Origin of the sequence: Variovorax sp. PAMC28562 (genome assembly GCF_014303735.1) — a bacterium.
Taxonomy (GTDB): domain Bacteria; phylum Pseudomonadota; class Gammaproteobacteria; order Burkholderiales; family Burkholderiaceae_C; genus Variovorax.
Genome location: NZ_CP060296.1, coordinates 3,256,721 through 3,279,036, shown reverse-complemented (window position 1 = coordinate 3,279,036; position 22,316 = coordinate 3,256,721). Strand labels below are relative to the sequence as shown.

The window sequence follows — 22,316 nt, the reverse complement described above, 5'->3', positions numbered from 1 at the left end:
GCTTTGCGTGTTGAATCGACTTGTGGATCGACGTTGGGAGCGACGTCACTTTATCTTGAGCGCCACGCTGGCCGGCGCAGCGGGGCTTCTGGGCGCAGGGGCTTCCTTCGCTCAGGCCGCGCCACAGACCATCCTCATCATGGGCGACTCGCTCAGCGCCGAATATGGCCTGAAGCGCGGTGAAGGCTGGGTGGCGTTGCTGCAAAAGCGCCTGGCCGAACAAAAGATCGACGCGCGTGTGGTCAATGCAAGCATCAGCGGCGAGACCACATCGGGCGGCCGCTCGCGCATGGATGCGCTGCTCAAGCTCAACAAGCCCGACGTGATGGTGCTCGAACTCGGCGCCAACGATGCATTGCGCGGGCTGGCCATCAAGGATTCCGAAGCCAACCTCACCGCGATGACGAAGGCGGCGCAGGCTGCCGGCGCCAAGGTGCTGCTGCTCGGCATGCAGGTGCCGCCGAACTACGGCATGGACTATCTGAATCGCTTCTCGCGAATGTTTACCGGCACAGGCAGCGCCACCGGTGCGCCGGTCGTTCCGTTCTTCTTGAAGGGCGTCGCCGACGCGCCCGACCCGATCCAGATGTTCCAGGCCGACCGCATCCATCCGGTGGCGGCCGCGCATCCGCAGATGCTCGACAACGTCTGGCCGCAACTGCGCAAGCTGTTGAAGTAAACGATCGATTCAAGCCGACGAGCCAACGAAAAAGCCGCCACTGCACGAAGCAGATGGCGGCTTTTTCACGAACGCTAGAAGTAGAGCGAAAAGAAGGTCGAGAGACGATCAGCCGTTCTTGGTCGGAAGGTCCGGCACGGTTGGCGGATCGCGTTCGAGCGAGGCCACGTCGCTTTCCGGATCTCCGGGTGCCAGGCCATCGCTGCTCGGGCTCAGCTTGCGATTGACTTTGTCGCGCAGCTTTTCTTCCTTTTTCTTCCTCTTGGCCAGTTCCTTCTGTCGCTTCTCATATCCGTAATTGGGTGCGGCCACTGCGTCTCCTTGGTGCGGGGCAATCCGTGGGATTGCGATGCTTCCGACTGTACGCGATTACGAAAGACGGCTCAGAGCTTGCCCAGGGCTTGTTCCAGGTCGTCGCGCAGGTCGCCGACATCTTCCAGGCCGACCGAAAATCGCACCAGCGTCCCCTTGTACGACCAGCGCGCAACAGTCGGGTCGCGCATCAGGCCGATGTCGTACGGCACCACCAAACTGACCGGGCCGCCCCACGAATAGCCGAGCCGGAAGAGCTTGAGGCTGTCGCAGAAGCGGTCGGCCTGCTCGCTGCTGAAGCGCTCGTCGAAAACGATCGAGAACAAGCCAGCGGCCAGATCGGTCTTGCCGCACAGGGCACGCCAGTGGTCATGGCCCGGCGAGCCTTCGAGTGCCGGGTGCAGAACTTGCGCAATCTCGTCGCGGGCCTGCAACCAGCGTGCAAGCTGTCTCGCCGCCCGGTCGTGCGCCGCATAGCGCAAGCCGATGCTCGGCAGAGATCGCAGCACCAATTCGACATCGTTCACCCCAACGCCGAAGCCCATGCGCATGTGCGTGAGCTTGAGCGCGTTGTGCAGGCGGTCGTCGCGCGTGGTTACGCCGCCCATCAGCACGTCGCCGCCACCGCTCGGGTACTTGGTGAGCGCGTGCGCGACGATGTCGACACCCTGCCCTGTGCCGCTGCCGTCCAGATCGAACGGCGCAAAAGCCAGCCCGGCGCCCCAGGTGTTGTCGAGCGCGCACAGCACGTCGCGCGCACGGCAGGCGGCGACCAGCGCCGGCAAGTCCGGGAATTCCATCGTGACCGAGCCAGCCGCCTCGACCCACACCAGCCGCGTGCGGTCGGAAATCTTGGCCGCGAGATCGGCTGGATTCATCGCGTCGTACAGCTTGTGGGTGATGCCGAAGTTAGCCAGCTCGCCTGTCGCCAACGCCTTGCTCGGACCGTAGACGTTGTCGGGCAGCAGCACCTCGTCGCCGGCCTTCAGAAAGGCGAAAGACACCAGCGTGATCGATGCGAGGCCGCTCGGCACCAACAACGCGGCCGTGCCGCCTTCGAGCGTGGCGAGCCGTTCTTCGAGCGTGAACGTGGTCGGCGTGCCGTGCAGGCCGTAGGTGTAGCCGGCCTTGGTTTTCCAGTCGCGTGCGCGCAGTGCGGCGACGTCGGCGAAGAACACGGTCGAGGCCTTGAACACACCGGGTTGCGGCGCGGCGAACCTGGCCGGCGGTACGTAGGGGTGATGGATGAGTTCGGTCGAAGGCTGGGTCATGACCCCTATTGTGGCGAAGGCCGGAGATGGAAGAATCGACCCCACATTCAGGGATGCCACAGAACAACACGAATGGAAAACGAATGGACCACGAATGCCCCGCAGCCTGACCGACCGCGAAGCCTTTGCCAGCGTACTCACCACCCTCATCCTTGAACGCTGCATGGCGTCGCGCAGCACCGAAACCTCGCGCATCGAACTTCAGGAAAGCGTGCCCGGCAACGAGCGCTCCTATGTGCGGCGCGGACTCGACGCGCTGGTCGAGCATGGCGCCTTGGCGATGAGCGGCGACGACATTGGCTTCACGCACGAGGGCAGCGCCTTCCTCGCGTATGTCGCGAGTGTCGAGCGGGCGTCGGACGACCACAACGACAGCGATGAAGATCCGGACGCGCATGCCGCCGTCGTGCCGCTGCTCACGCTGATGGCGCAAGACGCGCGGCTGGCGCCACCCAAGCGCATCGAAGACATACAGACCCTGCCCGGCCGCCTCGAAGGCTATCGCGCGACGAAGCAGTCGGGCTTATTGAACCGCTGGACTTTGCTGCTCGCGATCGTGGTCGTGCTGGGCGTCGTCGTGTACACGCAGCTTCGGTAGTTCGCTCACTCAAAGCAGGTGAATCAGCCTCGCCTGCGCGGTGAGTTCCTCGCGAAAGTCCGGGTGCGCGATACCGATCAGTTCTTTCGCTCGCTGTTTGGCCGATTTGCCGCGCAACTGCGCCACGCCGTATTCGGTGACGACGTAGTTGATGTCGTTCTTGCTGGTGCTCACATGCGTGCCAGGCGACAGCACCGGCACGATGCGCGAGATGGTGTCGTTGCGGGCGGTAGAAGGCACGACGATGAACGCCTTGCCGCCTCGCGAGCGATTGGCTGCCCGCACGAAGTCGCTCTGGCCGCCGGTGCCTGAAAACGGCGCCGAGCCCAGGCTCTCCGAGCCACACTGCCCCAGCAAATCGATCTGCAGCGTCGCGTTGATGGCGACCATGTTGTCGTTCAGGCCGGCCAGCGCGGGGTCGTTGGTGAAGTTGACCGGATGCATCTCCAGCATCGGGTTGCGCTCCATGAACCGATAGAGCTTTTTGGACCCGAGCGCGAAGGTCGCGATCATCTTCCCCGGAAGGTAGTTCTTGCGCCGATTGGTCACGGCACCGCATTCGACCAGCGACAGGATGCCGTCGCCGATCATCTCGGTGTGGATGCCGAGGTCGTGCTTGTGGGTGAGTTGCATGACCACCGCATCCGGGATGCCGCCGTAGCCGATCTGCAGCGTCGAGCCGTCTTCGATCATGTCGGCGACGTACTTGCCGATGGCCACCTGCACCGGGCCGATCTTGGGCAGACCGACTTCGAGCACCGGCTCATCGCTTTCGATGAGCGAGGTGACCTGCGAGATGTGCACGCGACACTCGCCGAATGCGTAGGGCACGTTCGGGTTGACTTCGAGCACCACCGCGCGCGCTTTTGCCACAGCAGCCATCGTGTAGTCGACACCGAGGCTGAGCGCGAAAAAGCCTTCATCGTCCATCCGCGACGCCATGCTGAACACCACGTCGGCCGCCATCTGGCCGCGTTCGATCTGCGCCGGGATCTCTGAAAAGTAGTTGGGAATGAAGTCGATCCAGCCGGCTTGTCCACCCGCCCGTGAGGCGCCGCCGTAGAAGAATGCCACGTGCCGGACATGGTCGACCGTCTCGGGGTCGAGGTAGGCGTATTTGCGCATCGCGAGGATTTGCCCGACCTTCACATCGAGGAAATCGCGCCGCTGGTCCGACAGTGCGGTGAGCAGTGCAGGTGGCTCCCCGACGCCCGTCGGCACGACGATGAAGTCGCCGTTCTTCACGTGCCGCATCGCCTCCGCGGCTGTCGTTCGCTTCTGCTGGTAAAGGTCGCGCATCTGCATTTCGAGGTCTCCTGCGGCACCGTATCGACGCCGTCACGGTCGAGTCTATGCTCGCTCTTTTTCAAGACCCTTGATCCATGGCACGTTCCAGCGTTTCTTCAACGCCCTGCATCCGGGTTTCAGCCAGCGGCGTGCACGGGCTCGGCGGCTTTGCGACACGCGACCTGCCGGCCGACGCCTTTCTGGGCCTGTACGAAGGCCGGCGCTATTCGCCCGCGCAGATCGCAGCCAAGACGTGGGACGACAACCTCACCTATCTCTTCAAGCTGACGAACGACGAGACCATCGACGGTGCCAAGGGCGGGAACGCGACGCGCCACCTGAACCACTCGTGCGACCCCAACTGCGAAGCGGTCGAGGAGTACGACGAATCCGGCGAACTGGTGCTGAGGTTCCAGACCATCGTGGCGGTGGAGGCCGGCGACGAACTGTTCATCGACTATGGGCTGGCCGCAGACAACGACAAAGTGGCGGCGGACTTTCCGTGCCACTGCGGCTCGGCGAACTGCCGCGGGACCATGCTGGCTTCTACTTCGACCTGAAGACGATCTCTTTCATCCGCGCCAGCTTCGGCGAGACGATCGGCACCGTCAGCATGGTGCTGGCGACCGCCATCACCAGCAACGCGGTGAAGCTCTCGTTGGTGATGATCGCCTTGTCGAGCAGCACGTTGGCAAAGATGATCATGATCAGCGCCTTGGTCTGCAGCAGCCAGCCCACGAGCGAACTTTCGCCGGGTTGCCACTTCAGGATCTTGCCGGCGATGTGAATGCCGATCAGCTTGCCGGCGACCGAGGCAACCAGCAAGACCGCCGCCGCGATGAACACCGCAGCCCCGCCCACCTGCCAGTTGGTGCGCAAGCCAGTGCTCAGGAAAAACACCGGCATCAACACCAGCAGCACGTTGTGGCGCAGCCAGTCCATCTGCTTCTGGTCGAACCACGCCGAATCCATGACGGCCCCCGCGATAAAGGCGCCCACCATGTAGTGCAGCCCCGACCAGTCGGCGCCCAGGCCGCAGGCGGCCAGCCAGATCAAGCTGCAGTACCAGCGGTCGCGCTCCGGAATGCGAGCCATCAGCCAGCGATAGACCACGCTGGCAACGCCGAAGATCACCAGGAAGGCGACCTGCTTGCCGACGCGTTCCCAGTCCATCAGGATCAACGCGAGCACGCCCCATATCGCGATGTCGTCGACGCTCGCGTAACGCAGGATGCGCTGGCCGATCGGCTGCCGCAGGATCTGCAGCTTTTCCATCAGCAGGATGAGGATGGGCAGCGCCGTGACCGCGCACGCCATGCCGATGCCGAGCACGAACTGCCAGGTGAGCGCCTTGGCGCCGATCCAGCCCGGAAACATGAGCATGCCCATTGCGGCCGCACCGCCGAACAGCAGCGGCACGCCGAGCGCCATTCCCGCGGTGATGCCGCTCTCGCGCCGGTGCGTCCAGGCCTGCTTCAAATCCAGCTCGATGCCGGCGATGAAGACGAAGATCATCACTGCCCACTGCGCGATGGCGTTGAGCGACAGGATCACCGGCGCGCTGAAGACAAATTTGTAGTAGTCGGGGAACAGCGTACCCAACACCCCGGGGCCGAGCAGGATGCCGGTGATGATCTGCACCACCACGAGCGGCGCGAAGTACTCCGTGCGCCCCAGACGCCAGATCAAATAGGGCGCGGTGAAGATGATCAACATCGCGATCAGGAAGATTTCTGACGTACTCATGGCGGTCATGACGGGCAGGCGCTCTCGGTTGGGTTGAACTGACGGGGCGGCAGAAGTTTGCCATGCCCTAGCGACCCGGAAATCGGGCGTCAGTGTCTCAATGCTTCAACGTCGAAGCAGCGGCCGGCACCGCATCGCTGCCGACCAACGAGTTGAACTCCGCACCCGCCATGCGGAAACCGTTGCGCCCGCCCTTCTTGGCTTCGTAGAGGGCCGCATCGGCACGTGCCAGCAGCGCAGGAATGTCTTCATCGTCGATGCCCGACAACGCGACGCCGATGCTGGTCGTCACACGCAACGCACCACCCGGGATGCCGAAGACAGGCTTCAGTGCCATCAGAATTCTGCGCGCTGCGATGGCTGCAGCCTCTTCGCCAGCCACGTCTTCCAGCAGCAGCACGAACTCGTCGCCCGCATAGCGCGCCGCCATGTCGGTGGTGCGCACGCCGCGCTTGATGCGTCGCGCGAATTCCTTCAACACCGCATCACCGCCGGCATGGCCGTGCGAGTCGTTGATGTGCTTGAAGTTGTCGACGTCGAGGTACATCAGGCACATGGGAGTGCGTGAACGGCGCGACCGCGCCATGGCATCGCACACCCGCTCTTCGAACGAGCGGCGATTGGGCAAACCGGTGAGTGCGTCTTCTCGGGCCAGCGCATCGAGCAGCAGTTGCTTTTGCTTGAGTTCGCTGATGTTCAGGTTGACGCCGACGATGCGCAGCGCGGCGCCGTCCAGCCCGCGCTCGACCACCTTGGCGCGGTTCTGAATCCACAACCAGCGGCCGTCTTTATGGCGCACCCTGACTTCGCCTTCATACATGGGCGTCTCGCCATTCACATGCCGCGCCAGCCCAGTGCGCGCCGCGTCGTAGTCCTCCGGATGAACCATGCTTTGCCACAGCCCGTCGACGGCCTCGATCTCGCCGACCACGTAGCCGAACATGACCCACCACTGCGCGTTGTAGGTCGCCCTGCCCGTACGCAAGTCGAGGTCCCACAGGCCGATGTCGCCGCCGCTCAGCGCCAGTTCGAGCCGCTCGCCGGTCTTGCGCCGCTCTTCTTCAGCCTGCCGCTGCGCAGTCACGTCAATGTGCGTGCCGACCACGCGCAGCGGACGGCCGTCGGCGTTGCGCTCGACGGCAACGCTGCGGCTCATGACCCAGATCCATTGCCCATCGCGGTGGCGCATGCGGTGCACGAACTCGCAGAACGGCGTGCGGCCCAGCAGATGACTATTGAACTCGGCCGCATAGGCGCGCCAGTCGTCGGGATGGATCAGCCCCTTCCAGTCGAGGCTGCCCGGCTGCGCTTCATCGGCGCTGTAGCCGAGCATGGTGCGCTCGCGTGTGTTGATCGTCCACCGGCCCGACGCCACATCGAGGTCCCACAAGCCCAGGTCGCCGCCGCGCAGCACCAGGTCGAGCAGCTGGTCGCTGCGCTTTTGATGCAGATCGGCCTCGGTGGCGAGCCGGTCGCGTTCCAGCGCCAGCGCTTCGGCTTCATGCGTGCGTGCGCGCAACGCCAGCAGCGATGCGGCCTGGCGTGCCAACATGGCCAAGGCATCGCGCTGCGCGTCGCTGATTTGTCGGGGGCGGGTGTCGATGACGCAGACGGTGCCCAACGCGGCACCGGCCGCTGTCACGATGGGCGCACCGGCGTAGAAGCGCAGGTGCGGATCGGCCGTTACGAGCGGGTTGCCCGCGAACCGGTCGTCGAGCGTGGCGTCTTCGATCACCAGCAGCGCGTCGGACACTTCGATGGCGTGCGCACAAAACGAATGCGCACGCGCCGTGTCGGAGATCGTCAGGCCGACCGTGGCCTTGTTCCATTGCCGCTCGCGGTCGACGAACGACACCAATGCCACTGGCGTGCCGCAAATCTGCGCCGCGAGCGCTGCGATGTCGTCATAGGCCGCTTCGGCTTCGGTGTCGAGCACGCGCAGGTCGTCCAGCGCCTTGATGCGCGGTCCTTCGTTGGCTTGACTTTGCGGAAGCAGCATGCAGCGACACTTTGAAACGTGGTCCCTGCATTTAAGCGGAGATGCGCGGCTTCAAAACGCGGAACTGCGGGTGTTTACAGGTGCTGATCGGCGCTCGGCGGCAATCGCCGCGCCCTCCGCGCCCAGGTCCCAGAACAAGCCTGCCATCAGCTGCAACGACTCGCGCGCCACGCTGCCGAGCATGTGCTCGTTGGGCGCGTGCTGCGCGCAGGCCGGATACGAGTGCGGCACCCACAGCGTCGGCAAACCGAGCACGTGGGCGAAGACATCGTTGGGCAGCGTGCCGCCCAGGTTGGGCAACAGCGCGGGCACCTTGCCGGTGCTGCGCTCGATGGATGCCAGCGCCCAGCGCACCCACGCGTTGTCGGGGTCGAGCCGCGTGGCTTCCATCAGCTCGCCGCTCTGCGTGACTTCGACATCGGTGTAGCCATGGGCGTCGAGATGCTCGCGCACATGCGCCAGAAAGTGCGTGCTGTCGCTGCCGACCACATAGCGGATTTGGCAATGCGCGCTGGCGTGGCCGGGGATGGCGTTGACCGGCGCTTCCGGGTTGCCGGTCTTGAAGGCCAGCACCTCCAGCGTGTTCCAGCCGAAGACGCGCTCGGCCGGCGACAGGCCCGGCTCGCCCCAGTCCGCATCGACTTCGGGGTCGCCCACGCCACCGCCGACCTCGATGGACTCGAGCGCCTGGCGCACGTTGTCGGGCAAGGCATCAGGCAGCAGGCTCGGGACACGAATGCGGCCGCGCTCGTCGACCAGGCAGGCAATGGCGTTCGCCAAACGGATGCCGGGGTTGCGCAGCAAGCCGCCCCAGTTTCCGGAGTGATGACCCGACGGCCGCAGCGCGATACGCAAATCGAAGTTGAGGCCGCCGCGCGAGCCGAGGAACAGCGTCGGTCGAGCGGCTGCGACGCGTGGGCCGTCGGATGCGAGAAAGAGATCGGCGCGCAGCGCCTCGCTATGCAGTTCGCACACCTTGCGCAGGCCTGGCGACCCAGTCTCTTCGCCCATCTCCAGCAGCAGCTTCAGGTTGTAGCCGAGCCGACCTTCCCGCGCGACCAGCACCTGCGACAACGCGCCCAGATTGACCGAGTGCTGCCCCTTGTTGTCCGCAGTGCCGCGGCCGTACCAGCGGTCGCCCTCAATGGTCAATTGCCACGGATCGAGGCCTTGCCGCCACTGCGCCGCATGCCCGCGCACCACGTCGCCGTGGCCGTAGCTCAGCACGGTAAAAGATGCACCCGGCTCGGCCCGCTCCGCAATGAGAAACGGACTGCCGCCGGCGATCGGGTTGGCGAGCGTGGTGCAGACGAAGCCCAACGCTTCGAGATCCGGCACGATCTGCTCGGCCAGATACGCAGCCAGCACCGCATCGCGCGACGGCTCCTGGCTTTCAGTGGGGCACGCGACACGGCGCGCCAGCACCTGCTGAAAACGGCCATCGTCGAAGTAATCGGCGGCCAGGGCAAGGGCCTGCGTGCGGGTCATACGGCTCGTGAGGCTCATGGAAATCCTTTCGAGCCTATTTTGGCAGCGCTGTCCCGCGGCTGCCCGACCGCGGAGCGGCCTAGAACCGCGTGCCGAAGGCCGTCGCCAGTTCTGCGGGTCGCGTGGCGTTGGCTGCCTGGTCGAACTTCCAGGGCAGGATCTTGCAGGCCCGCATCGGCCGGGCGTAGAAAAATCCTTGCAACTCGTCGCAGCCGAGCTTCAACACGATGTCGCGCTGCCCCAGCGTCTCGACGCCCTCCGCCACCACCGTCAGATTCAATGCATGGGCGAGCTTGACCACCGCTTCGACGACAGCGCGCGCATCCGCCTTGGTCTCCAGGTCCTTGACGAAGCTGCGGTCGATCTTGAGTTGCCGCGCCGGCAAATCGCGCAAGTGGCTCAGACTGGAATAGCCAGTGCCGAAGTCGTCGATCGACAGATGCACGCCCAGCCGCGAGAGGCCTTCGAAGGTGCGCTGCGTCACCTTCATGTCCTGCATCGCGACCGATTCGGTGATCTCGCACAGCAGCTGCGAGCCGAGCACGCCGTGCTTGCGCAACGCCTCTTCGACTTTGTCGACCAACGTCGGCTCGCGCAGTTGGTTGGCAGAGAGGTTGATGGCGACCCGCATGTGCGTGCCCTCCTTGCTCCAGTCTGCGACCTGGCGGCAAGCCTCGTTGAGCACCCAGTTGCCCAGCCGCACGATCAGCCCGTAGCGTTCGGCAAGCCCGATGAAGCTGTCGGGGCTCACGAGACCGAGCCGCGGATGGTTCCAGCGAACCAGCGCCTCGACGCCGCTCATGCGATTGCGGCGGCCATCGATCTTGGGCTGGTAGTACAGCTCGAACTGGTTGCTCTCCAGCGCCAGCCGGAGGTCGCTCTGCAGCTGAAGCTGGTCGGCCGTGTCGACCGCCATGTGCGACTCGAAGAACGCATAACTGGAGCCGCCGGAGCGCTTGGCCGCGTACATGGCCACGTCGGCGTTGGCGATCAGTTTGTCCGGCTCGCCTTGCAGCGGATGCATGACCACGCCGATGGAGCACGCAATCTGCAGGTGCTTGCCCATCATGTCGAAGGGCCGAGACAGCGCGTAGAGGATGCGGTCGATGATCTGCACGCAGTCTTCTTGCGCCTTCATGCCTTCGAGCAGCAGCAGGAACTCGTCACCGCCGACGCGGGCCACGGTATCACCGGGACGCGACTGCTTGATGAGGCGCTCGGCGGTGATTTTCAGGATCTGGTCGCCGGCCGCGTGGCCGAAGGAGTCGTTGACCGGCTTGAAACCGTCGAGGTCGACGAAGAGCACGGCGAGTTGTTCGGCGGCACCCGACTGGTTGACCTGCTCCAGCCGTTGCACCGCGTGTCGCAAGCGGTCTTCGAACAGCAGCCGGTTCGGCAAGCCTGTCAGCGGGTCGGAGAAGGCGCGTTTGAGCAGCTCGTCGTTGGCACTTTGCAAGCGGGCGTTCGACTCGGTCAGCGACTGCGACAGCTGCCGCGCGACGATCTGCAGCCGCGCCTCGAGCAGCGACGCCAGCAGCGCGCCGACCAGCAGCATGCACGACGCAACGACGACGATGGCGGTCAGCCCGCTGCCGTTCAGCGCGTTGGCGCTCAGGCACACGGTGCCGACCGGAAACTGCGCCGCGGCCATGCCGGTGTAGTGCATGCCGGAGATCGCCATCCCCATGATGACGGCCGCGAGCAGTTGCATCGGAAAGCGCCGCTCCGCGCGTACTTGCAGCAGCATCCGGAAAATGAGCAGCGCCGCCGCCGACGCAGCGACAGCGATGACCGCGGAGGCCACCACGATCCTGTAGTCCCAGACGATGCCCGGCGTGACGCTCAGCGCCGCCATGCCGATGTAGTGCATACCGCAGATGCCGACGCCCATCGCCAGCGAGGCCACGACGATCGACCGCGTGCTGTAGTCGGCGCTGCTGGCCACCCGCAGCGCAACGGCGGCAGCGGCCACTGCGGCCACCCATGACACCAGCGTAATGAAGGCGGTAAAGCCGATCTGAATCGGCAAGGTGTATGCCAGCATGCCGACAAAATGCATGGCCCAGATGCCCGTGCCCATGACCAGAGAACCCGTCATCCACCAGGTGTTGCTCACGTCGCCGCTGGGCGAACGCACGCGCATCGACAGGTCGAGCGTGACGAACGACGCGAGCGTCGCGATCACGACCGAAGCCGCGACGATCCACAGGTCGTGGTGCGAACTAAGGAACAGGGATTCGGTCATCCCTCTCATATCGGCATGCACACGCTCAAGTTGAGGCTAAAGGTGCGCTGAGATTCGCTCGCTCCGACGAACGGCGGTCGTGAGGCCTTTGGTTGGCAGGCTGCGTCAGGAAACGAGGCTCCGACAGGGTGACATCTCACCTAGATTCCTGTCGAAGTCACGCAGAATAAGCGCCGGTCAAATGACTTTCTGAGGGAACGACATGAGCGAACTGATCCTCGTCACCGGCGGCGCCGGCTTTATCGGCAGCCACACTTGCGTCGCGCTGGTGGCAGCCGGCTACACACCTGTGATCCTCGACAACCTCGGCAACAGCGACGTGCGTGTGCTTCGGCGGCTTGCCACGATCACCGGCAAAACCATCGAATTCATCGAAGGCGACGTGCGCGACCGCGCCCTGCTCGACCGCCTGTTCCGAGAACACGCCATTGCAGCCGTGATGCATTTCGCCGGCCTCAAAGCCGTAGGCGATTCCGTCGCAGACCCGCTGCACTACTACGACAACAACGTGAACGGCACGCTGGTTCTCGCCGCGGCGATGCAAGCGGCAGGCGTCAAGACGCTGATCTTTTCGTCATCGGCCACCGTCTACGGCGAGCCGGAAAGTTCGCCCATACCCGAGAGCGCGCCATGCCGGCCAGAGAGCCCCTACGGACATTCGAAGCGCATGGTCGAGCAGATGCTGGCCGACTTGCATGTCGCACAGCCTGACTGGCGCATTGCACTGCTCCGGTATTTCAATCCGGTCGGCGCGCATGAAAGCGGACTCATCGGCGAACACCCGCAGGGCAAGCCGAACAACCTGATGCCCTATGTGTGCCAGGTCGCAGTGGGACTGCGCGACCGTCTTGCAGTGCATGGCGGTGACTACCCGACACCCGATGGCACGGGAGTGCGCGACTACGTGCATGTGATGGACCTGGCCGAAGGGCATGTCGCCGCGTTGAGTCACGCGGCACTTGCACCGGGCCTCGTGACAGTGAATCTCGGCACGGGTCAAGGGGCCTCGGTGCTCGATGTCGTCAAGGCCTTCGAGCTGGCGAGCGGCCAGCCCATTGCCTATGACATTGGGCCGCGCCGTGCAGGCGATGTGCCTGCTTATTGGGGCGACCCGTCACTCGCGCACGCAACACTTGGTTGGAAGGCACGTCGCGGATTGCAACAGATGTGCGAAGACAGTTGGCGCTGGCAAAAAAGTAACCCAAAGGGCTATTAAAACTGATGAGTTTCTGGGAGTGTCCACAGATTTCTCTGACTCGCCTTTCCGACGCTCTTGTATCGCAATGCAACGTTCTATTGATGACTCTCCATTGAGGGCCTGAGGCACGATTTCTGCTCTCTAATGCAGTTCCAACACTCGATGCGCGCTCTGGCGTTGCATACAGGAACTTTCCACTTAGCATGAGCAGATCCCCCATCACTTTGACGCCCGATGTTCGCGCGCGGACACTCACAAATTCGGGTGAAAGCACCATGTTGGTCGATGCCGAAGAAGCACCGCGCTTGTCGGCCTACAAAGACATCCTGCTCGACCACAAGTGGTTGATCGGCGGCATCGTTGCAACGGCACTATTCATTGGTCTCGCCTACGTGACTCTGGCTACACCCGTGTATCGCGCCAACCTGCTGGTACAGGTCGAAGACTCCGCGCCAGACAGCAAGAGCTTTCTCAATGAGACCACTGGCATGTTCGAGGTCAAGACGCCAGTCACCGGCGAGCTTCAGGTTCTCGGCTCTCGAATGGTGTTGAACGCGGCGGCCGAACAGGCGGGCTTGCTGATAAATGCACAACCGCGTTATCTGCCACTGGTCGGCCCATGGCTCGCCCGCCGCGCCGTTGGTTTTTCGGACCCTCTTCTCGGCGGCTATGTGAGCGGAACCGAGCGCATCGACGTGACCCGCTTCACTGTGCCGCCTTCGCTCGAGGACACCGGACCGTTCATCATTACGACGCTCGGCGGCGGACGCTATCGAGTGAGTCATGAACTGCTCGACGTGCCGCTCGAGGGCGTGGTCGGGCAACCGCTGCGGCAAACGCTGTCCGACGGCGTCGTGGACATTCAGCTGAGCCAGTTGTCCGGCAAGCCCGGGGCTCAATTCAACGTCTATGCGGCATCACTGGATCGCGCCGTCGACGCTTTGCAAGGACGTCTGCAAATGGTCGAGCAGGGCCGCCAGTCCAACGTGATCGGCGTGACGCTGGAAGACAGCAACCGGGTGCGTCTGGCCGCCGTTCTCAATGCCATCGCCGAGCAGTATCTCCGGCAGAACATGGAACGCAAATCGGCGGAAGCCGAAAAAACCATCACGTTTCTCAACACCCAACTTCCCATCTTCGAGCGCCAGCTCAGGGTTTCGGAAGACGCCTACGCGCACTTTCGCAATGAGAACGGCACCGTCGCCTTCGACGAGGAGGCCAAGGTCTGGCTGGCCAAAACAGCGACCTTGCAGACCAGCCTTCTCGACTTGCAACAGAAGCGACGCGAGACGGAGCCCTACTTCACCGATCAAAGCTCTCGTGTGCTGACGTTGGACAAGCAAATCGGCGCCGTGCAGGGCGAACTCGGCGCCCTTAATTCACGCATTGCCGGCATGCCCAATGTGCAGCGCGATGCCTTGAGGCTGGAGCGCGACGTGCGCGTCAATGGCACGCTGTACCAGTCCATGCAGAGCAACGTGTTGCAGATGCGGTTGCTGAAGGAAGGAAAGACCGGCAATGTGCGGCTGGTCGACAAGGCCGCCGTGTCCAAGGTGCCGGTCAAGCCGCAGAAGTTGATCGTCCTCGCTCTTGCATTGGTGCTGGGTCTCATGGTCGGGCCAGCGCTTGCAATATGGCGCTCCCGCTCCAGGCCGGGCGTTCACAACCCTGAAGAGATCGAAGTCCACACCGGCCTGGACGTGTATGCCGTGGTGCCCCACAGCCCGGAGCAGCTTCTGATCGATCGAGGCACCGGCAGAAAGAAGTCGTCCGGTACCTTGCTCGCCGATGTATCTCCGCACAGTCACCCGATAGAAGCTTTGCGTGAACTGCGCGTCGGTCTCAAGATTGCGATGGCCGAGGCAAGCAATAACCGCATACTCGTTACCGGTGCCACCCCCGGTATCGGCAAAAGCTTTATCGCCCGCAACTTCGCGATGCTGCTGGCCCAGTCCGGCAAGCGTGTGCTGCTCATCAATGCCGACCTTCGAAAACGCGATCTGAGTGGCACCTTCAGTCTCCCGCACGAGGGAGGATTGTCTGAACTCCTCACCGGCAAACTCAGTGCGCAACAAGCCATCCATGTGCAGGTGCGCCCCAATCTCGATGTGCTGACCACCGGCAAGCTGCCTCGCTTGCCTGCGGACATGCTGGAGTCCGCGGCATTTACCGTCGCGCTCGACGAACTTTCATCACGCTACGACAGCGTGGTCATCGACTCTGCGCCAGTGCTGGTGGCAGCCGATGCGGCGGCAGTGGCACCCGCCTGCGGACTCGTGCTGCTCGTGGCGCGTGCCGGAAAGAGCCAGCTGGGGGAACTGAACGAGAGTGTTCGCCGGCTTGCAAAAGCCGGTGTGAAGATCGACGGGGTGCTCTTCAACGGAATGGACTTTCGTCGCCGGTACAACGGCAACCAGGGCTACCGCCATGGGGGCTACAAGTACTCGGACTATGAGTACGCGGCCAAGGCAGCGTAACAAGTCGCCAAGCCGCGTAAGAGGCGGCGAGCCTTCCAATGCTTCCTTTCAAAAATTCGCGTCTGTTGACGCTCGACGCGATGCGCGGGCTGGCAGCGGTCGGCGTCATCCTGTTCCATCTCGATTTCATCGGGCCGTTCGCGCAGAGCGGCTACCTCGCAGTCGACTTCTTTTTTCTGCTGAGTGGCGTCGTCATTGCGAGGGCCTATCAGACGAGACTCGAAAGAGGCCTGTCTCTCACTGATTTTCTGATGGAGCGGTTCATCCGGCTTTACCCGCTTTACCTCCTGGGCTTCTTGATTGGCTTGCTCCGGCGCCTAGCGCAGATCGCGACGGACCACGCCATTCAAATGTCGTGGCCTGACCTTGGAATTAGCGCCGTCTTCAATCTCCTGATGTTGCCTTCTCCTGCAACGGATGAACTCGCTCCCATCAATGGCCCGTCGTGGTCGATTTACTTCGAACTTCTTGTCAATGTGGTTTGGGCCAGCGTGCTCGTCAGAGCATCGAAACGCACATTGATTGCATACGTTGTTGTTCTTTGCATCGCAATGTGCGCATTGGTCGTTGGCACCGGATGGGCTGAAGCGGGCTATACCTGGTCAGAAGTTCACTTCGGCCTCGTTCGCAGCTTCTTCGGTTTTGGCCTCGGCGTGCTGCTGACTAAATACGGGACCGGGAGCCAGCCGCGGGATTCATCACTTTCAGTCGTCGCTGCGGCGGCGCTTTGCGCGGTGCTGGTTGTCGACGTTTCGCCAGAATACCGGGCGCTTTACGACATCGTTGCAATCGTTCTGTGCTTCCCTGCGATCGTCTGCATGGGAGTCGCATTCAATCCACCGGCTGCTTTGAAGCGTGTTGCGACGGTGCTCGGTGACATCTCCTACCCGGTCTACATGCTGCACTTCGGTCCGCTGTTCAGCTTCTCATATCTCGCTCGCAAACTCGGCGTCAGCCCGGCTGTCTGGATTCCGGCATTTATTGTCGGCATTTGTGCTGTGTCGCTCTACCTCGCCAGAACCTACGATCCTGCGGCGCGACGGTATCTGAAGCGAATGCTTTCCACTCGAAAAAAGAAAACCGCTACGGCTGCACACCGCCGCTGAACGGGGGGGTCAAGGCTCGATCTTTGCCGACTTGAGCATGCGAAGTGCAGACGCATGTCCCGACGCCCAAGCCTTGAAGCGCCGAGCAATCGGCTGCTCGAAACAGCTGAATGACAGCGAGGCCAGCCCTACTGTTGTCATGAATACGGCAGCGAACCCGGCGACACGCCATGCCGTAGGCGCGTACTTCAACTGCTCACCGATCGACTCGGACAGAATCCACAGCACCAATGCGTGGAACAGATAGCCGCCGTAGGAAATGCGGCCGATCCAAGTCATCCATGGCTTCGACAACCAGGCCGTTCCACGCACACCCGCGATGGTCACCAGCAGTACCCCGGCCGCAAACAGATTGATGACCGAGTACCCGAACAACTCGCGCTGCTGGCCGTACACGATGCCGGAGAAGATGTTCTTGAGCACGTCTGCACCACGATCGCCACGCGCGTAGTTGAGTGACATGTAGATCACGGCAAACACCGCAATCGCGGCAAGCGCCACCCACAACCAGCGCATCGGCACACGCGGGTTGCGCAAGAGCTGCGGCTGGAACCGTGCGATCAACGCGCCAAGCAGGAATGCATCGATCTGGCAAATGGTCGCCGCATAGACACTGAAGGCCAGCCTGCCGGCGTCTGCGTCCGGCATTGCTGCGCCTACGACGAGCAGCCAGAGCCAGCGCGTCAGTGGCGCCAGCAACACCAGGGCACCTGCCAACTTCCAGCGCCATCGTTCCGGCACACCTAGAAAGAGCAAAGGGAAGAACACATAGAACTGCTGTTCGACGCTTAATGTCCAAAGATGTGCGATCGCGGGCCAATGCATTGTCGATGCCACGGGCTGAAACACCATCTGCCAGTTGTAGGTGAATGTGATCAGGCCGATCGAGTCGATCGAACCAGCCATGCCGTACGGGATCGCAAAGAGCAACACGCATACGCCGAGATAGAGGGCGTACGCAGGAACGATGCGCAGCAGCCGCCGACGCACGAATGCGCGATACCTCCGACCTGCCGATGGCAGGGCCCGGCCAAGGTGAACCAAAGCTTCTTCCGCGATGAAGCCGCGGGTGATCACATAGCCCGAGATGACAAAGAACAACCACACGCCGATCCATCCGAAAGGAAGCAGGCCGCAGTGCTGCGCGATCACCATGGTCATCGCGATTGCGCGCAAACCATCGATGCCAGCCAGCCTCTCGCCACCGTTGGTCAGGGCACTTGAGGGACGGATCTTCATGGTCGCTCTCATGGGCGGACCTTCGCAGTCGATGACTTGACCGTGATCTGGGGAATCTGCGTTGCCCCTGATGAAAGCCGCACGTAGACGGGCTCGCCGCTGAGCGCCACCGCGAATCGACCGTCGTTCGCCTGCAGCGTTCGCTGACGACCCAGTAAGTCGGTGACCATCAACTGCTCCGTGCCAGCTTGCGGGACAACGAGCTCCGAGTCGTTGCTGCCCGTGGCTTGCCAGGCAACGACGGTGCTGGTGCGATCGTCCGTGAACAGGAACGCCTGTGCAGCGGCCGAAGTGCCCTGCCCCCCGAGCAAGCGCCGCGCAAAGCGCAAGGTGCCGAGCTCCGACGTCATCGTTTTGAATGCGCCATACGTCAGCCTTTGCGTACGGTCGTTGCGTGTGAGCCCCATCGGTCCGTCCACGGAGTCATTCGATGAGAACCATAAAAAGCCTTTGACATCCGCCTCGGCGGCCAGGATAAAAGACCTCGGGATGTACGCAGCCGCGGTGCGCTCAGGCACGCTGCCTTTGACAGGGCTCGCGCCCTCTGCGACCGGCCATCCCATTTCCGTGACCCAAAGCTCCAATGGACGGCCCTGTCGCGCGAGCGCCGCTGCACGCAAGCGCACGAATGCAGACTGGAACGAGCGATCCGGATCGACGGCGACAAAGGGGCGCACCCAGTCGGTGTCGTTCGCAATTGCCGTGATCTCGGGAATGCCGGGGGTGTAGGGGTGGACCGTGAGACCGTCGAGACGCGGATCGAGACCGCCTGCAAGCATCCAGTAGTCGATGACCCACATGTCGTCGCCGGCGAGCACCTTGACAGCGGGGTCGATGGCCTTCACTTCCTGCACCGCGGCGTTCACCATGCGAACGTAGTGATCGAGCCATGGCGACGGAGCCTTGCCGTTCCACTGCCCACCGAGCGCCTTGGGGAGGAACGAGTTGTGCGGTTCATTGCCCACTTCGAGCACGAAGCGCACACCCTCCGCCTTCAGCAGGCGTGCAGCTTCCGCCGCGAACCGACCGAAAGCCGCAGGGTCGGCATCACGCGCTACGTCTGCAGCCGTCTGCGGTGCAGTCTTTCCGTTGGAAAGGGTGAGCAGCGCCACCACGCCGATGTCGTTTGCGCGGTAGTAGGCGAGTTGCGTTCGAAGGTTATCGGGCAACGCGGCATAGCGACCGGGTATTTGGCTGGGCGATGGCTCGACAGCCGACCAGCTGACGTGCTCGCGCACCCACTTGACCTTCAGGTCGGCCAACATGGGCAAGGTGTCGAGTGGCTGGCCCTGAAGGAACTTGACGCCCAAGCCGACGAAATCACCGAAGGGACGCGCCGCGCTTGCAGGGTCGGCGCCATGGGTCGACGCCATCGTCACGGCGAGCAAGACAGCGCTTGACGCCAAGCGCGTAGCGCGACGAAGTCGATGCACACCCAAGACTGAAACCGCTCTACACATTGAAATTCAATTCAGCGGCAATTCCCTGTTTGAGAACAGCCGGCGCGATCGATTCGTTTGCGGTACTTGGGGATTGGATGCCCTGCACGTGCGTTGCCATTCCATATTCAAAGAGTTCCGCAAACGGCCGCAGCTTTTTGGCAGAGCCGGTCGTGTAGAACACCCGTCTGCGCAGCATGGCACCGATGATCAGACCATGAAGGCGACCCGTGATGATCCAGCGCGCTCGGCCATACGGTTCCATCAGGCCGTGTTCGATTCCCTTTTGCGTAATCACTTCCACCGTCACTGGAAGCGCCTCGCGAACGACCGATTCGAAAGCCTCGCAAAAAGGAAGTCCGAACTCGCTCCTGGAATCGTGGGACACGATGATGACGTGCTTCATTTTGAATCGTTCGAACAGCACCCGCAACGCTTCGAGGATCTCCTGAGGATCTTCAGTTCGGCCCTCGACGAGGTCGATGCCGGGAGAAACCACACAAGAGAATTCTTCGAGCAGGTTTGCGTGAAAATCGAGGCGCCCTTTAAGGAATGCGAGATCGCCGACCAGATTTACCTTCTCGGCGGCATCAGGAAAGTCCGCTTTCAGTGACTTTTCCGAGAGCTGATCGCGGACGCAGACCTTGTCGCAAGCAGAAAAGATATTACCGAACAGCCATCGCCTCCAACGCGACTTGATGTGGGTCGCCCCGGAGCCAATGACCCGTACATTTCGTCCGGATTTTCTGGCCAGCCACGACACGACGGTGGTGAAAGACAGCCAGCCCAGGGAGACTTCATTTCTGATGGCGTGGCCGCCACCGATCCAGATCGAGGAACTGTTGCAGACCCGAAATGCAAGCAAAGGATGATCCCGCATGGAGATGACTTCAAACCCTTCTTTCTCGAATTCTTCGCGCACTTCGTCGCTGGGCCGTCGATAGGGCAACACCGAGACGCGACCACCGTCGCGCGTCATGCGACGTGCTGCGGCGAGCGAAAGCATCGCATCTCCCAGGTTCACGAAGTCCCCTGGGAGCACAGAAAAATTGGTCTGGATGTAAGTGGACATTGACAGCGCCTTGAGAGCTTCAACCGTTCGATGAGCAATATGCACACGTCTACCGCGAGACGTTCAAGGCCCTCTCTGGACTCATCTTTCCGCCGATCAAGTCTTTGATCGCCCGCATGTTTCCCAGCAAGCGGCCACGCCGATCGACCCAAGGCTCCGGAGAAAAACTGCGCAGGCCGTTGGCGAGCATGTTTTTTCCGACCTGCTTCAAAGCCAGCGGCCAACGCATGGTCCCCTTGCGTGCCAGATAGACAGGGTTGGCAACTTGCGAATAGCCGAGGCGAGCCCCCGGGCTACGACCCGTTCGTTTGGTACCGAGGTGAACGCCGCGCAAGCGCGCAACCTTGACGATGTCGCCATGCAATGCGAGCTGCCGCGAGAAGTCCACGTCTTCGAGCCATGCATAGAGCGGAAGGCGTTCGTCGAAGCGGATTCCATGATCACGCACCGTCTTCATGCGAACGGCGAGATTGCATCCGTAGCCGTTGTATGTCGACGTTATCGACTGGGCCTCGCTGTTCGGTCCCGCTTCTCTCAAGAGACGCAGCCCCTCCTCGTGAACGATGCCGGGACCAAGCGCACCGTCGCGCAGTAGTTTTCCGGTGGTAACGACGACTTCAGGGTTGGCTGCGAACATCCTCTCGACCTCCGCGACATAGTCGTCGGACGGCAGGAAGTCGTCGTCGAAGAAGATCACTACGTCGGCTTCGGTCGCGTCGAGCAGCACATTGCGCTGCGGCGACGAGCCGACCGGTCCGCGAAAAACGCGAGCCGGTCCCGAGTAGCCCTGCAAACATACCGGATCGAAGTCCTGCTCCGTGGCCGGGCAAATCATCAATTCGTTCGCCATTCGGGACTGGCCAGCGAGCAAACCGATGGTTTCAGCAACCACCTCTCGGCGCCCCGCAGTGGCGATAGCGATCGCAATATTGAGCGACTGCGTCACAGCGCACGCCCCGACAACGACGGCGGTGCAAGTGGCCGACGATCGATACGATGCGCAGGTGCCAACAGGTCGGCATCGGCCAACGGCTGTCCGATCACGATTTCGAGCAACCGACGCGCAGCCTTGTCCCATGTGAACTTTGCGGCCTGAGTTCGCCCGCGGCGCTTCATGTCTGCGCGCAGGACCTCGTCATCACGCAGACGAACAATCTGCGCGGCCCACTGATCGGCGTCGTGCGCATCGGCCCATAGCGATGCGTCACCGCAGACTTCGGGTAACGCACCGCAGGGCGCAACGACGGTCGGGCAACCGAGCGCCATCGCTTCCAACGGCGGTAGCCCGAATCCCTCAGTGGTGGAAGGAAAAGCCAGTGCGGTGGCGCGTTGGAGCAGTCCCGCCAATTCTTCGTCACTGACGAACCCCAGGAACTCGACGTTGATCGGCACGACGTGACCTCGACTCTCGAAGTCCTCGCGTTTTGCCGGACCGAAGAGCGCAAGGGTCATGTCGCTCAACGCGGGCGCCTGAAAAGCTTTCAGCAACACTGCGATATTTTTGTGCAGCTGAATGTTCGCAAGGGCGAGCACGTAGCGCTCGCCTGCAAGGCCAGCCGCATCGACCTTGGCCGAGTCCGCGACGAGCCGCAACACATGGTCGCAACCGTTGTGGATCACATGGATGCGCGCTGCATCGGCCACGCCAAACTCGTCCAGTTGTTTTCGCGAGAAATCGGAGACGGTCAGCAATGCCCTGTTGCGTTTGCCCAGCCGGGGCAGCATCAACCGGTACCAGGTTCCGAAAAGGCGGGAGTACGAGGCAGGCGAGGTGTAGACCTGCGCATCGTGAACCATGGTGAATGCTTGGCCATGCATCACAGGCCCCATGTTGCAAAGACTGATCAGCGTGTCGCCACTGGCACGTCGGGGCAGCACCAGTTGTTCCCATAGCGCGCCGTAAAGCCGACGCATCAGAGGCCTCATCTCACTGGCCCCATGGTCGACTTCCACCCCGATGCGAGAAAGCTGGAGGTCGGTGCCTCGGCCACCCGGCACGATCACGCGACACGGCACCGCATTGGCCAACGCCGGGTTTTGGGCGAATAGGTTGTCCAGCGCGACCAACAATTCACGCGCCACGCGATAGACGCCGGACCGACTCGTCGAGCGTTGCAGAAACTTGCCGTTGATCACAAGCCCGGGCATGGCCGCTCGCTT

18 protein-coding genes are annotated in these 22,316 nt (G+C 62.6%); 6 read left to right on the top strand and 12 right to left on the bottom strand.

Annotated features, from left to right (window positions below):
* The first annotated feature begins 55 nt into the window (after positions 1 to 55).
* Positions 56 to 679, top strand: a complete 624-nt coding sequence (locus H7F36_RS22270; RefSeq protein WP_410003030.1) for an arylesterase — start codon at positions 56 to 58, stop codon at positions 677 to 679.
* 108 nt (positions 680 to 787) lie between these two features.
* On the opposite strand, the gene H7F36_RS15390 is transcribed toward H7F36_RS22270, so the two are convergent.
* A complete protein-coding gene (locus H7F36_RS15390; protein WP_187051646.1) occupies positions 788 to 991 on the bottom strand; it encodes a hypothetical protein in 204 nt (67 codons plus the stop codon).
* A gap of 71 nt (positions 992 to 1,062) precedes the next feature.
* Complete coding sequence (locus tag H7F36_RS15385) at positions 1,063 to 2,262, bottom strand: PLP-dependent transferase (RefSeq protein ID WP_187051645.1); 1,200 nt, start codon at positions 2,260 to 2,262, stop codon at positions 1,063 to 1,065.
* A gap of 94 nt (positions 2,263 to 2,356) precedes the next feature.
* Between H7F36_RS15385 and H7F36_RS15380 the strand changes: the two genes are divergently transcribed.
* Entirely contained in the window at positions 2,357 to 2,860 is a 504-nt protein-coding gene (locus tag H7F36_RS15380) for a hypothetical protein (RefSeq protein WP_187051644.1), read from the top strand.
* Positions 2,861 to 2,869: 9 nt separating this feature from the next.
* Here H7F36_RS15380 and H7F36_RS15375 read toward each other — a convergent pair whose 3' ends face one another.
* On the bottom strand, positions 2,870 to 4,165 hold the full coding sequence (locus H7F36_RS15375) for an acetyl-CoA hydrolase/transferase family protein (protein ID WP_187051643.1): 1,296 nt from the start codon (positions 4,163 to 4,165) through the stop codon (positions 2,870 to 2,872).
* A 77-nt stretch (positions 4,166 to 4,242) separates the two neighbouring features.
* On the opposite strand from H7F36_RS15375, the gene H7F36_RS15370 reads away from it, so the two are divergent.
* The gene (locus H7F36_RS15370; protein WP_187051642.1) at positions 4,243 to 4,707 is read left to right on the top strand and encodes an SET domain-containing protein; all 465 of its coding nucleotides are present in this window, start codon (positions 4,243 to 4,245) and stop codon (positions 4,705 to 4,707) included.
* On the opposite strand, the gene H7F36_RS15365 is transcribed toward H7F36_RS15370, so the two are convergent.
* The 4 genes from H7F36_RS15365 to H7F36_RS15350 all read right to left on the bottom strand — a co-directional run bounded on the left by H7F36_RS15365 (position 4,694) and on the right by H7F36_RS15350 (position 11,625).
* Positions 4,694 to 5,893, bottom strand: coding sequence for a cation:proton antiporter (locus H7F36_RS15365; RefSeq protein ID WP_187051641.1), 1,200 nt, complete (start codon positions 5,891 to 5,893; stop codon positions 4,694 to 4,696). The two genes, H7F36_RS15370 and H7F36_RS15365, sit on opposite strands and share 14 nt — an antisense overlap.
* Positions 5,894 to 5,990: 97 nt before the next feature.
* Positions 5,991 to 7,892, bottom strand: coding sequence for a diguanylate cyclase (locus H7F36_RS15360; RefSeq protein WP_187051640.1), 1,902 nt, complete (start codon positions 7,890 to 7,892; stop codon positions 5,991 to 5,993).
* 51 nt (positions 7,893 to 7,943) lie between these two features.
* The gene (locus H7F36_RS15355; RefSeq protein WP_187054999.1) at positions 7,944 to 9,380 is read right to left on the bottom strand and encodes a M20 family metallopeptidase; all 1,437 of its coding nucleotides are present in this window, start codon (positions 9,378 to 9,380) and stop codon (positions 7,944 to 7,946) included.
* 79 nt (positions 9,381 to 9,459) lie between these two features.
* The gene (locus tag H7F36_RS15350; protein ID WP_187051639.1) at positions 9,460 to 11,625 is read right to left on the bottom strand and encodes a putative bifunctional diguanylate cyclase/phosphodiesterase; all 2,166 of its coding nucleotides are present in this window, start codon (positions 11,623 to 11,625) and stop codon (positions 9,460 to 9,462) included.
* A gap of 202 nt (positions 11,626 to 11,827) precedes the next feature.
* Between H7F36_RS15350 and galE the strand changes: the two genes are divergently transcribed.
* The 3 genes from galE to H7F36_RS15335 all read left to right on the top strand — a co-directional run bounded on the left by galE (position 11,828) and on the right by H7F36_RS15335 (position 16,406).
* The gene (gene galE / locus H7F36_RS15345; protein WP_187051638.1) at positions 11,828 to 12,841 is read left to right on the top strand and encodes a UDP-glucose 4-epimerase GalE; all 1,014 of its coding nucleotides are present in this window, start codon (positions 11,828 to 11,830) and stop codon (positions 12,839 to 12,841) included.
* A gap of 257 nt (positions 12,842 to 13,098) precedes the next feature.
* Entirely contained in the window at positions 13,099 to 15,300 is a 2,202-nt protein-coding gene (locus H7F36_RS15340) for a polysaccharide biosynthesis tyrosine autokinase (RefSeq protein WP_187051637.1), read from the top strand.
* Between the two features lie 38 nt (positions 15,301 to 15,338).
* Positions 15,339 to 16,406: an acyltransferase family protein gene (locus H7F36_RS15335; RefSeq protein ID WP_187051636.1), complete on the top strand. Its 1,068-nt coding sequence runs from the start codon at positions 15,339 to 15,341 to the stop codon at positions 16,404 to 16,406.
* A gap of 9 nt (positions 16,407 to 16,415) precedes the next feature.
* Here the strand turns inward: H7F36_RS15335 and H7F36_RS15330 are convergent, their stop codons facing one another.
* The 5 genes from H7F36_RS15330 to H7F36_RS15310 form a co-directional block, all read right to left on the bottom strand.
* Positions 16,416 to 17,645 (bottom strand): acyltransferase family protein, encoded by a 1,230-nt coding sequence (locus H7F36_RS15330; protein WP_187051635.1) that lies wholly within the window; start codon positions 17,643 to 17,645, stop codon positions 16,416 to 16,418.
* Positions 17,646 to 17,653: 8 nt separating this feature from the next.
* The gene (locus tag H7F36_RS15325) at positions 17,654 to 19,018 is read right to left on the bottom strand and encodes a hypothetical protein (RefSeq protein WP_222620385.1); all 1,365 of its coding nucleotides are present in this window, start codon (positions 19,016 to 19,018) and stop codon (positions 17,654 to 17,656) included.
* A gap of 79 nt (positions 19,019 to 19,097) precedes the next feature.
* The gene (locus tag H7F36_RS15320) at positions 19,098 to 20,156 is read right to left on the bottom strand and encodes a polysaccharide pyruvyl transferase family protein (protein WP_187051633.1); all 1,059 of its coding nucleotides are present in this window, start codon (positions 20,154 to 20,156) and stop codon (positions 19,098 to 19,100) included.
* Between the two features lie 49 nt (positions 20,157 to 20,205).
* On the bottom strand, positions 20,206 to 21,102 hold the full coding sequence (locus tag H7F36_RS15315) for a glycosyltransferase family 2 protein (protein WP_187055155.1): 897 nt from the start codon (positions 21,100 to 21,102) through the stop codon (positions 20,206 to 20,208).
* The gene (locus H7F36_RS15310) at positions 21,099 to 22,304 is read right to left on the bottom strand and encodes a glycosyltransferase family 4 protein (RefSeq protein WP_187051632.1); all 1,206 of its coding nucleotides are present in this window, start codon (positions 22,302 to 22,304) and stop codon (positions 21,099 to 21,101) included. Before H7F36_RS15310 ends, H7F36_RS15315 begins: the two co-directional genes overlap by 4 nt.
* Between the last annotated feature and the right edge of the window lie 12 nt (positions 22,305 to 22,316).